Here is a 12,063-nt window from a genome sequence, read left to right as displayed (position 1 = left end):
CTTGACCCGGTACATGGTGTGCGACAGCAGCCAGATCATCAGGCGCATGGCGAATTCGGGTACCTTGGTGAACACGAAAACCGCGACGGCCGCGTTCATTAACGCTATGACCATGAAGAATTGCGGAATAGTGAAACTTAGGAGAGAAAGAAAAATAATACCGAGTAGCGCAGAAATCACCATAAATAGCGAGTTCATGATATTAGTCATCGCGATTACTCGAGCTCGTATAGCTTCGGCCGAGCGCTCTTGAATCATCGCGTAGAGCGGCACTATGTACAGACCACCAAAAATCCCAATCAGTACCAGATGGAATAAAAACGCGTGAGCGCCCGGGCTTCCCCAGAAAGCGGTTAGTGAGACATCTGCGAGTGGTGCCAGATTGCCGCCTATAACCGACAGCGCGATACCAGCATAAGTAAGACCGGCCGCGCCGATGGGGACAAGGCCCAATTCGACCCTACCACCGGACAATCGTCCACATAATAGGGAGCCGATGGCGACACCGATTGTAAAACTGCACAGTAACAGGGCAACTATTGGCTCGTTTCCACCCAATACATTTTTTGCAAAGCTAGGTATTTGTGTCAGATAGGCAACGCCTAACAGCCAGAACCAAGAAATCCCTACTATCGCGTAGAAAATCGCAGGAGATTTACTGACCTCCTTTAGTACGCGAGCGGTTTGCCGGAACGGGTTCAGTTCGATTTTCAGGTCGGGTACCGGAGGTGCCGCTACGGGAATAGCGCGGCAGACCAGATAGCCTATTACTGCAATGGCAATAATCAGCCCACCGATCCAGAAGATATTACTGTCAGTATCACTTGCGCCTGACAAAATCGTGCCGACAATTGTGCCGCCTAGAATGGCAACAAAGGTAGCCATTTCGACCAGCGCGTTGCCTCCTACTAATTCGGCTTTATGCAGATGCTGGGGCAATATTGCATACTTGATTGGGCCGAAAAACGCGGACTGGACACCGAGTAGAAACAGTACCGTCAAGCAAAGAGCATTACTGCCGCTTACCAGCGCTACTACACCAAATAAACTGATGCCAATCTCGGCGAGTTTGATACGGCGAATCAACAAAGCTTTGTCGTATTTGTCGGCCAGTTGGCCGGCCGTGGCAGAAAACAGGAAAAAAGGCAGGATAAATAGGCCGGCGGCTAGGTTGTTGAGTGTATTGGCTTGATCTGCAGCGAGGCGAAAGGCGATTATCACCATCAGCGCACTTTTGAATACATTGTCGTTAAATGCGCCGAGAAACTGGGTGCAGAAAAAAGGCAGGAAGCGGCGGCTGCCAAGCAGCGCAAATTGGTTGTTATCGGCCATACGAATTCCCTGAAAGTCCGTTTTTGCCATGGTATGCGATTAATGCGGGGGATGCAGCGTTATCTCTCGCGCATAAAAAAGCCCCGCAGAGCGGGGCTTTTCGGTGTGGCTGCTATCGGGATTACCAGATAACCACACGCTCCTCTTCCGGCAGGTACATGCCGTCGCCTTCCTTCACGTCGAAGGCTTTGTAGAAGGCGTCGAGGTTCGGCAGTACGCCCTGAACCCGGTATTCCGCCGGAGAGTGCGGATCGGTCTTCAGGCGCTCGCTCAGGGCCTCGTCGCGCATCTTGCTGCGCCACACCTGTGCCCAGCCCATGAACACGCGCTGGTCGCCGGTGAAGCCGTCGATCACCGGGGCTTCGGTACCGTTCAGGGACATCTTGTAGGCCTTGTGGGCAATGCCGAGGCCGGACAGGTCGCCGATGTTTTCGCCGAGTGTCAGCTCGCCGTTCACGTGCTCGTCTTTGAGCGGTTCAAAACCGTTGTACTGGGCCACCAGCTTGTTGGTGAGGCCCTCGAAGTTGCTGCGGTCGGAGTCGGTCCACCAGTTGTTCAGATAGCCCTTGCCGTCAAACTTGCTGCCCTTGTCGTCGAAGCCGTGACCGATCTCGTGACCGATTACGCCGCCGATACCGCCGTAGTTCACCGCATCATCCGCATTCAGGTTGAAGAACGGCGGTTGCAGGATGGCTGCCGGGAACACGATTTCGTTCATCGGCGGGTTGTAGTAGGCGTTGACGGTTTGCGGGTTCATGTGCCATTCGCTGCGATCCAGCGGTTTGCCCAGCTTGCTGCGCTCTTCGAGGGTGTCGAAGATATTGGAGGCAAGCACGTTGCCTACCAGATCGTCGGCACTCACCTTGAGTTCGCTGTAGTCGCGCCACTTGTCCGGGTAGCCGATCTTGGTGGAGAAATTGGCCAGCTTGGTCAGCGCTTCCTTCTTGGTGTCTTCACTCATCCAGGTCAGGGATTCGATGGACTCTTTGTAGGCGGCCTTCAGGTTATCCACCAGCTTGACCATGCGCGCCTTGGCTTCCGGCGGGAAGTATTTTTCCACATAGCGCTGGCCCACCAGCTCACCGACGGAACCGTTCACGAACTGCACGGCGCGCTTCCAGCGCGGTTCCATTTCCTTCACACCGCGAATGGTAGTGCTGTAGAAATCGAAGTTGGCCTGGGCAATTTCGCTGTGCATGTAAGGGGCTGTGGCGGAGAGCACCTTGATTTTCAGGTAGCGCTTCCAGGTGTCCAGCTCGGTATCGGCGATGATCTTGTTGGCTGCTTCCAGATATTCCGGCTGGCCAACCAGGAAGTCATCCGCCTTTTCCAGGTGGGCTTTCTGCAGGTAGCTGTCGAAATCGACGGCCGGCATCATCGCCTTGAGTTCGGCTGCAGATTTTTTGTTGTAGTACTTGTCCGGATCGCGGTTTTCCACGCGGGTACGGTGATGTTCAGCCAGGCTTTTTTCCAGCTGATAAATGGTCTCGGCATACTGCTCAGCGTTTTCCAGGTCGGCGATCTGCTGCATTTTCACCAGGTAATCGCGGTAAGCCTGTTGCAGTTTCTGGCCTTTTTCGGAATCGTCAAAGTAGTAGTCGCGATCCGGCAGACCGAGGCCGGATTGCCAGATGAAGGTAATGTAGTTCTCTACATCCTTCAGGTCCTGGTTGATACCGGCACCAAAGGGAGTGGTGTAGCCCACGGTATCTGCATAGGCAAAGAAGTCGGTCAGGTCCTTCAGAGACTGGATCGCGTCTACCTTGGCCAGCTCACCGGAGATGGCGGTCAGGCCTTTTTTCTCGATCAGCTCTTCATTCATGTAACTGTTGTACAGGTCGCCGATCTGCTTGGCACCGGCGTTGTCCGCGTGCTCGCCGGCTTCCATGATCAGGGCTTTCACCTCTTCGGTCGCCTTGTCCGCGAGAATGGTGAAGCCGCCCCAGCGGGATTTGTCCGCGGGGATTTCGGTGTTCTTGATCCAGTTGCCGTTTACGTAGGAGAAAAAGTCATCCTGCGGGCGCACGCTGGTGTCCATCGCACTGATATCAATACCGGAACCGAGCGCGGCCTGGGGGGCGGCGGCTTCGGCGGCCGGTTTGGTCTGGGCGGCATCCGCCTGCGGGCTCTCGGATTTCGAGCAGCCGGTCAGTGAAGTGCCGGCAATGGCACCGGCAATCGCCAGGGGTAAAAGCAGTTTCTTCATGAATGGCCTTTTGGGCTTGTTATTTCTTGGTCGGTCCGCAGACCGGGTGGAATTTGACTGGACATAGTATGCAAGGGCGCTTGCGGTGGGCAAGGGGCCTTGCGCCCAGTCGCCGGAGGTGGGCGATGGAATTCCCCACAGGGTGGGGTTTGCCTTCCCTGGCTGGGGGTTGTTATTCCCAATTACTGCGCAGAATTTGATCCATCTTTGTGGGCTTTTACCTTGGTATGGGCCTGATGTTCTATGTTGTGGCGGAATTAACGCAATAAAAAAACCCCGCATTAGCGGGGTCTTTTATCTGTACATCAGTCCGGTAAGCGGAAAGTGATCGGTATGGTGAACTTGTACTCATTCATTTTCAGCTGGGATGGCGTGGTGGGGTAGGGCGCAGCGCGCTCCACCGCATCCAGTGCCTCGCGGTTAAGGCTGGAGAAGCGGGACTCCTGCAGCGTGGTCACGTTGAGCACATTGCCCTTGCTATCAATGGTAACGTTCAGGCGCACACTGCCTTCCTGGCCGCGCTCCATGGCGCGCTTCGGATAGTTAAGATTCTTGAAGGTATGACGCAGCAGCATGGAGTGATAGATCTGGCGCGCCAGGATCATATCCGCAGTGAGCGGTGCCTCATCTTCCTCGTCCTCTTCATCCATGGGTGGTGTCGCCGGACGCGTGGTGGTGGGCTTCAGCGGCTTGGGCTGGGTCTGCGCCACGGCTGGAGTTTCTGCTTTGGGTTCGGGACGCGCCGGAGTGGGCTTTTCAATTGCGGCGCTGCCGATGGCGGCGAGGCTCGGTGCCGGAATATCCGCGCTCAGGTCTGGCTTGGCGACGGCTACAACCCTGGCCGGCTCGGGCTTGGATTCATTTTTCGGCTCTGGCTTGGCGGGCGCGGCCGCTACTTCTTCCGTCTCTGAGTAGGTCGCGCGAACCTGGGCAATACGCGCGGCGCTCGGCTTCAGGGCTTCGAAAGTGGCCAGCAGGCCGCCTTTTACCTGGCCGGACTTCATCAGGTTATCGCGAAACTCGGTGGATGGCGGTACGGGACCAATCCAGGCGCGCAGCAGTGTGTTAAAAAATTCGCGATTTTGGATTGTGTCCAGCTCGACACCGTTCAGGGATACGCTGGTGGCACCACTATTGGCTGCGAATTCGATACGCAGGATGTCACCTGCCTGCAGGCGACCGCTGAACAGATTGGCAAAGGTCACCATGTTTTCTGCCTGACCAGAGAGGGTGTCGGCAGGGTTGTTGATGGCGATACCTTCCATCCACTGGTTACGCAGGCGACGAGCCGAGAGGTGGTCGGCAACCACGCGAATTTCCAGTGCCCGCGGCATATTGTTATCGAGTAGGGACGCGGAATCGTTTGACAGGCGCTCGGCGTAAACCGCAGCAAAGTATTGGTCTTTATTGAATTGCTGTTCCAGGGCGAGGCCGTTCAGAAGCGGTGCTGCTTTTGCAGTCAGGGCCGCAGCGAACAGCAGCAGGGCAAAGACAAGTTTGGTCGATTTCATTTTGCTTGGATTTCTATCTAAAGCCGGATGGGCAGAAACCGGCAGATCAAGCGCTGAAAAATCAATCAAAATACCCCAGACAAATTTCCAGCCACTTCGATCGCACCCTCCCCCCGAAAGGTGCGGGCTCCGAAAAATATCGCGAACGGCGAGTGACTGAAATTCCTCCAGCCACACTATGAAATTATTCGGAGCACCGCCCAACTCTACTTCAACTGCAATGGAGTTCAACCCTGAAATGGGTAAAATGTCTCGTTTTTTCAAATCCGGGATCTGTCGGGGCAGACAGCTGTCACTTTCAGCCTAGAATGCGGCATCTGGTGGTGCGTGGAATACTGCAATGCATCGCCAGCGTACCGATCGAGGGCCGATCAAGAACGACTGGATAAATGAATGTCGGGAGTGCCCGGTATATCGGACGTTTATATAAGCAACACGCGATCATGTGTGTTTTAAATAGCCAAGAGTTTCATGGATTACAAACCGCTTAGTGATTTTCCGCGGGATGCGGTTGATCGACTTTTGAATGTCATTCATCTCTTTCGCGATATTCGTGCCACCAGCGAGTGGCAATACGATGTCTTGCTGAAACGCTCGCGTCTGGTTTCCCTGGCGCACGGTGAGGTGTTGCTGCACGCAGGAGATGTTGACCAGTGGGTGTATTTCCTGCTGCGCGGAGAGTTGCAGGTCCATGTGGACGATACGGCAGCAGCGCGAGGTGAGCGTCCGCTGGCGGTGATTCGTCCGGGCGAACTGTTTGGGGATCTTGCCATGTTGCTGGCAGAGCCGCGCAGTGCCACCATCGTGGCGGCACCCGTCGGACAGGAAATTCAGGTACTGGCAGTGGATTGCACCCTGTTCGGTGACCTCGAAGACTTTTCCCTGCTGCATCTCCCCTCCAAGCTGGTGTTCTACCGTAATATGGTGCATTCGCTGCGCTGGAAACTCGAAGTCTATCGTTCGAAATATCCCAATCACGAGTTGGCCAATAGCCATCGCCGGCTCAAGCTGTATACCGGCCCCAAAAACTGTCGGGAAGAATTGCTGGCACTGGCGGACCAGGCGCGGCATCTGGCGCGAATCCTGCTGGACTGGAATGCAGAGTTTGGCAGCGGGCAATTGGCCGCCGAAGAATCTGATATGTCGGACTTTCTCGAATCCATACTTTCCTGATCCGCCTTGCCCTACCACGGGCGTCGCCCTATATGTGCGAACGATCTTGGGGGCCCCTGAACGGCCGGAGTGTACCGGCCGACTCCTCTCCGGGGCGGGACACTTCCCTTTCTTCCTTCTATATATCCGACTCTGTCAGTCCGTGCCGGCACTAACCGTTCAGTAAGCTGATCCAGCGAGCCAGCTTCCAGCGTATCAGGGGCAGCGGCACCCTGTTGCCGACTTGTGGATTGATGGTTTTCTTACCGGTGTCATCTTTTTCTGTTTTTCTTTAGGTAGATGTTCCTGTGGATTTCGCAATCCGACAGCTGTAGTCAATGCAGGGTTAGGCACTTTGTGCATAAAATGCCCATCTTCTGAGCCGTCCTGGCTGAGTTTTTCAACCTCCGTTAATGCAGGAATGCGGGTATGAATTTTCTGTTGAGCTTCTGGCGGCAGCGCAACTATCGAATAGCGGCGGGCGTGGCCCTCGTGGCATTCGTCTGGCTGTTAAGCGGGTTATGGTCCGGTGATGCCGCCGACAGGGGCGGGATGCCAGTTGCAGAGTCCACCCTCGCACGGGCAGGAGCGGAAACCCTGAGTGTCCGTGCGCGCCAGCTGGAAGCCCAGCCTTACGTAACCCGCGTCGTGGTGAACAGTCGCACCGAGCCCAACCGCAGTGTCAAGTTACGCGCGGAACTGGATGGCGTGATTGCCGCACTGCCGGTAGCGGAGGGCCAGCGGGTGGCTGCCGGTGATGTGATCTGTGAGATCGACGCGGAAGACCGACCGGAAAAACTGGTGCGGGCGCGGTCCGCTCTGCGCAAGGCCGAGCTGGACTTTGCCGGAGCCAAGAAATTGCAGGGCCGGGGGCTGCAGTCGGACGCGGCCATGGCGCAGCAGGAAGTGGCACTGGCAACTGCGCGCGCGGACCTGAAGCGCGCACAGGTGGATGTGGATAACCTGCGAATTCGCGCCCCTTTCGCCGGGTTGGTCAACATTCGCGCGGTGGAACTGGGAGATTTCATCCGCCGCGGCGAAGAGTGTGCGACCCTGCTGGATCTCGACCCGATTCTGGTAGTAGGCGAGGTTTCCGAGGTGCAGGTGGTCAATCTCAACCCCGGAGCCCAGGCCAGTGCGCAATTGCAGCTGGGTCAGGTGGTGCAAGGAAATCTGCGGTACGTGAGCCAGGAGGCACATCCCGTCACTCGCGCCTACCGGGTGGAAATGGCGGTGCCCAATGAACAAGGAATATTGCGCAGTGGTATCAGTGCGCGTATGGCGCTTCCCACCGGGGAAGTACTGGCGCACCGGATTAACTCTTCCCTGCTGACCCTGGATGATGAGGGGCACCTGGGTGTGCGGACGCTGGATGAGGAACAGCGGGTGCATTTTGCCCGTGTGCAGTTAGTTAGTGATGAGAATGAGGGTGTGTGGATTACCGGCCTGCCACCGCGGGCGACGTTGATTACTGTTGGGCAGGAATATGTGAGCGAAGGCGAGCGGGTTGAAGCGGTATTTGAGGACAGTGCCGGGGATCTGCCCGCTCCCAGCACGCAGTCTGCGGACCGTGCACAAGCCGAGGCACAACCATGAAATTATTGGAGAGTGCGGTAGAGCGTTTCCGCAGCAGTATCAGCCTGATGCTACTGGTCGTCATCATGGGGATCGCGGCGCGCGGCGCCATGACTGTGGAATCCAGCCCACAGGTGAGCCCACCCTTCGTCATCGTGCAGGTGAGGCATGAGGGCATTTCTCCGGAAGACGGTGTGCGATTGCTGGTGCGGCCACTGGAGCAGGAAATTCGTCCACTGGAAGGAGTGAAAGAGGTCATTGCCACCGCGCGCGAATCCCTGGCGTACCTGGTGGTGGAATTCGACTCTGCGCTGGATATCGATCAAGCGGTGGACGAGGTCCGAAATGCAGTGGATCGGGCCAAGGCGGAATTACCGCGAGATGCGGATGAACCCATTGTGGAAGAGGTGTCAGCGCAAGCCTTCCCTGCGATTGTGGTCACCCTTGCAGGAGAAGGGGTAAGCGAGCGGGAGCTGCTGCGCAGTGCCCAGATGCTGAAGCGCAAGGTCGAAAATATCCGCGAAGTGCTGGGCGCAGAAATTACCGGTAGTCGTGAAGAAGTCGTGGAGGCCACCATTGACCCGGTGCGCCTTGAGCATTACCAGATTACCAGTGGTGAATTGATCAATGCGGTACTGGGCAACAACCTGCTGATTCCCGCCGGGGAGATGGATGTCAGCAAAGGACGATTTTCCGTCAAGGTTCCGGGCCTTATTGAAAGCGCCGACGACGTCTATCAGATCCCGCTCAAGCAATCGGAGTACGGGGTAGTGACTCTGGGGCAGGTGACGGATATTCGCCGGACCTTCAAGGATGCCACCACTTATACCAGTGTGAATGGCAAACCCGGGCTAGCGATCAACGTGGAGAAGCGCACCGGTGCCAGCGCGGTGGATCTCGCGGACAGTGTACGTGCGGTAGTTGAGGCCGAGCGTGAATACCTGCCCCGCGGCGTGAAAGTCGATTTCGTATTCGACATGTCGCAGATCGCCCGGGATATGGTCAGCGAAATGGAGGGGAATATTCTCACGGCGATGTTGCTGGTCATGATCATCGTTGTCGGAGCGTTGGGTTTCCGCTCCGGGCTGTTGGTGGGGTTTGGTATTCCTTTTTCCTTGCTGTTTGGATGCATCATCGCCTGGTACCTTGGTTACTCCTTCAATTTCATGGTGATGTTCGGCATGTTGCTGGCGCTGGGCATGCTGATTGACGGTTCCATCGTGATCACCGAATTTGCCGACCGCAAAATGGCGGAGGGGCTATCGGCGCGTGCAGCTTACTCCATTGCCGTGCGGCGGATGTTCTGGCCGGTGGTGGCCTCTACCGGTACCACGCTTGCGGCATTCATGCCGATTATCTTCTGGCCCGGCGTGGTTGGGGATTTCATGCGCTATCTGCCGGTTACCGTATTTGCGGTGCTGGCGGGATCACTGGTTTATGCGCTGTTTTTTGCCCCGATACTCGGATCGGTGTTCGGCAAAAGCAATATGGACTTACAGACCCAGCAGTATCTCAAGCAGCTGGAAAACGGCGAACCGGCTGCCCTCGGCGGTATTACCGGTTTTTACGCCCGGATGCTCGACCCGGTGGTGCGCAGGCCCTTTGTGTCGTTCGCGGCGACGATTCTGGTGCTGATCGGAATTTTTATCGCCTTCGTCAGGTTCAATCCCGGAGTGGAATTCTTTACCGAGACCGAAGAGCAGTACGGCAACGTGGAAGTGCGTGCCCAGGGCAACCTGTCGATCGAGGAAAAGAAAGCGCTGGTCGCCCAGGTGGAGTCAGCGTTAATGCAGGTGCCGGAAGTGCGCGTGGTGTACTCGGCCGTCGGCTCCAGTGGTATCTCCGGTAATTCGGAGAAGTCCCCCGACCAGATTGCCAACCTGCTGGTGGAACTGGTGCCTTCGGTGGAGCGCGAGCGCAAGAGCCGGGAAATTTTTGCGGATATCCGCGAGCGTACCGGTCACTTCCCCGGTATCAAGACCAGTGCCAATGCCTTCGAGGGCGGACCGCCGGTGGGAAAAGACATTGTGCTGGAGTTGCGCAGCCGCAATTACGACAAGTTGCTGGCGGAAACCTGGCGCCTTCACCGCGCTCTGGAAGGTGAATTCGATGGGCTGCGGGATATCGTCAACACCGCGCCGCTCCCCGGAATCGAGTGGGAGGTTAAGGTCGACCGCGCCAAGGCGGCGCTGTACGGCGCGGATCTGACCGGGGTCGGCCGCGCGGTGCAGCTGGTCACCAACGGCGTTCTGATGGCGGAATATCGTCCGGATGATTCCGACGAGGAGGTGGATATCCGAATCCGCTATCCCGAGTACGCCCGCGGTATCACCGCGTTGGACGAACTCAAAGTGAATACCCCGAATGGCGCGGTACCGGTGGGAAGTTTCGTGTCCAGGGTGGCCGGACCCAAGGTAGACAAGATCGAGCGCATCGACGGTATTACCCGTATGCAGATAAAAGCGGATGTGAACGATGGCGTTCTGGCCGACGACAAAGTGCGGGAAGTCCGCCAGTGGCTGGCAGAGCATCCGATAGATGGTGAAGTGGAGTTGTTGTTCCGCGGCGCCGATGAAGATCAGAACGAGTCGCTGGTGTTTCTGCAGGTTGCGTTTTCGCTGTCGTTGTTCCTGATGTTTATCCTGCTGGTGACCCAGTTCAACAGCTTTTACCAGTCAGCGCTTATCCTGTCATCGGTGATCATGTCCACTGCCGGGGTCATGCTGGGGCTTACCCTGACCCAGAGTACCTTCAGTGTGATCATGACCGGGGTGGGTATTGTGGCGCTGGCGGGAATCGTGGTGAACAACAATATCGTGCTGATCGATACCTACAATTATGTTCGCAAAGCGGAGCCCGAGCTGAGTTGCGGCGCCGCCGCCGTCAAGGCATCGGCACAGCGGTTGCGCCCGGTATTTCTCACTACCGCCACCACGATTCTCGGTCTGCTGCCGTTGGCAATGGGGGTGAGTGTCGATATGGTCGGGCGCACGGTTGTGGTAAACGGCGTTATCGCATCTTTCTGGGTAAAGCTGGCCAGTGCCATTGTCTATGGACTCAGCTTTTCCACACTGTTGACCCTCATTGTGACACCGGTGATGTTGGCGTTGCCATCCGCACTCAGGGAAATCATGGGGGGCGTGATAAGGAGCTTGAAGCCACTTTTGCCGGCGAAAGGCGGCAAGTAATCGGAAGGGTGTCGGGGCACAGGACCCGAAGACCTGACGCCGGCCATAAAAAAACCCCGGGGATACCGGGGTTTTTTGTTTCTGTCTGCCAGAAATGACAGCTTAGGCCTGAGCCGGAGCCTTCGGCGGACGACCGCGGCGACCCGGAGCCTTCTTGGCTGCGCCAGCCTTGGCGGCCTTGGCGGGACGACCAGGCTTTTTCTTGGCTGCACCAGCCTTGGCGGGACGGCCAGGCTTCTTGGCGGCAGGCGCGGCAGCACCAGCTTCAGCAGCGGCTTTCTTTGGGCGACCTGGCTTTTTCTTGGCGGCGGCCTTGGCTTTGGCGGAAGCCGCTTTGGCTTTCTCGGAAGCCTTTTTCTTGGCTACAGCAGCTTTTTTCTTCTCTGCAGCAGCTTTCTTCTTGGCAGCGGCGGCAGCCTTTACCTTGGCAGCAGCAGCTTTTTTCTTGGCAGCGGCAGCGGCTTTCTTCTTGGCGGCGGCAGCGGCCTTTTTCTCCGCAGCAGCCTTCTTCTTGGCTGCAGCAGCGGCTTTCTTCTTCTCGGCTGCGGTTTTCTTCTTCTCAGCAGCAGTCAGCTTCTTGGTGATGGCAGCCTCTTCTTTGGCTACGGCCTTGGCCACTTTTGCCATCAGCTTGTTGTCAGCGCTGATGGTAGCCAGCTTGGCTTTCGCGTCAGCGGCAGCTGCTTTGGTGGTTGCGGCGGCTTTCTTGGCTGCAGCGGCTGCTTCCTGGGCGGCTTTCAGTTGCTTTTGCTGAGCGGCAGACTTTTTCTTGGCGCGGGCAGCTTTTACTTTGGCTTGTGCAGCAGCTACCTTTTTGGCGGCGGCGTCGGCATCTTTGGAGAGCTTGTCAGCTTCTTTTTTGGCTTCAGCTTCCTGGCCGCTGCGGGCCTTTTCGAGCTGGGCTTTCAGTGAGGCGAGTTCCGCTTCCAACTTCGCAACGGCGCTCACCGTGGTAGTGGTGGCTTTCTTACGTGCGGCCATAAAATATCCCTGTATCTGAATTTAATATCTAGATGTTATTTTGGATGAGTGGAATTCATCGCGCTAATTGCAGCTCATTTATATACTTGAATGCAAGTGTTTTAAGGGTGTTTTTACT

At 56.7% G+C, this 12,063-nt stretch carries 7 protein-coding genes; 3 read left to right on the top strand and 4 right to left on the bottom strand.

Going from position 1 to position 12,063, the window contains the following annotated elements; all coding sequences use genetic code 11:
* The 3 genes from VIL80_RS08585 to VIL80_RS08575 form a co-directional block, all read right to left on the bottom strand.
* Positions 1-1,332, bottom strand: a 1,332-nt coding sequence (locus tag VIL80_RS08585) for an MFS transporter (protein ID WP_332035702.1), incomplete at its 3' end; no start/stop codon positions are given.
* A 121-nt stretch (positions 1,333-1,453) separates the two neighbouring features.
* Positions 1,454-3,538, bottom strand: coding sequence for a M13 family metallopeptidase (locus VIL80_RS08580; RefSeq protein WP_332035701.1), 2,085 nt, complete (start codon positions 3,536-3,538; stop codon positions 1,454-1,456).
* 305 nt (positions 3,539-3,843) lie between these two features.
* Positions 3,844-5,049, bottom strand: a complete 1,206-nt coding sequence (locus VIL80_RS08575; protein WP_332035700.1) for a TonB family protein — start codon at positions 5,047-5,049, stop codon at positions 3,844-3,846.
* Between the two features lie 471 nt (positions 5,050-5,520).
* On the opposite strand from VIL80_RS08575, the gene VIL80_RS08570 reads away from it, so the two are divergent.
* From VIL80_RS08570 to VIL80_RS08560, 3 genes are all read left to right on the top strand, one after another.
* Positions 5,521-6,222 (top strand): cyclic nucleotide-binding domain-containing protein, encoded by a 702-nt coding sequence (locus tag VIL80_RS08570; RefSeq protein ID WP_332035699.1) that lies wholly within the window; start codon positions 5,521-5,523, stop codon positions 6,220-6,222.
* 408 nt (positions 6,223-6,630) lie between these two features.
* A complete protein-coding gene (locus VIL80_RS08565; RefSeq protein ID WP_332035698.1) occupies positions 6,631-7,797 on the top strand; it encodes an efflux RND transporter periplasmic adaptor subunit in 1,167 nt (388 codons plus the stop codon).
* Positions 7,794-10,964: an efflux RND transporter permease subunit gene (locus VIL80_RS08560; protein WP_332035697.1), complete on the top strand. Its 3,171-nt coding sequence runs from the start codon at positions 7,794-7,796 to the stop codon at positions 10,962-10,964. The genes VIL80_RS08565 and VIL80_RS08560 overlap by 4 nt, the downstream gene beginning before the upstream one ends.
* Before the next feature lie 102 nt (positions 10,965-11,066).
* On the opposite strand, the gene VIL80_RS08555 is transcribed toward VIL80_RS08560, so the two are convergent.
* On the bottom strand, positions 11,067-11,945 hold the full coding sequence (locus VIL80_RS08555) for a hypothetical protein (protein ID WP_332035696.1): 879 nt from the start codon (positions 11,943-11,945) through the stop codon (positions 11,067-11,069).
* Between the last annotated feature and the right edge of the window lie 118 nt (positions 11,946-12,063).

The organism is Microbulbifer sp. (assembly GCF_036563125.1).
Taxonomy (GTDB): domain Bacteria; phylum Pseudomonadota; class Gammaproteobacteria; order Pseudomonadales; family Cellvibrionaceae; genus Microbulbifer.
Note: the sequence above shows the minus strand (reverse complement) of the source record. Positions and strands in the feature narration are given on the sequence as shown.

Excerpts from the sequence above, each read along its gene's own strand:
- VIL80_RS08580 (WP_332035701.1), bottom strand. The coding sequence starts at position 3,538 with ATGAAGAAACTGCTTTTACCCCTGGCGATTGCCGGTGCCATTGCCGGC.
- VIL80_RS08575 (WP_332035700.1), bottom strand. The coding sequence starts at position 5,049 with ATGAAATCGACCAAACTTGTCTTTGCCCTGCTGCTGTTCGCTGCGGCC.
- VIL80_RS08570 (WP_332035699.1), top strand. The coding sequence starts at position 5,521 with ATGGATTACAAACCGCTTAGTGATTTTCCGCGGGATGCGGTTGATCGA.
- VIL80_RS08565 (WP_332035698.1), top strand. The coding sequence starts at position 6,631 with ATGAATTTTCTGTTGAGCTTCTGGCGGCAGCGCAACTATCGAATAGCG.
- VIL80_RS08560 (WP_332035697.1), top strand. The coding sequence starts at position 7,794 with ATGAAATTATTGGAGAGTGCGGTAGAGCGTTTCCGCAGCAGTATCAGC.
- VIL80_RS08555 (WP_332035696.1), bottom strand. The coding sequence starts at position 11,945 with ATGGCCGCACGTAAGAAAGCCACCACTACCACGGTGAGCGCCGTTGCG.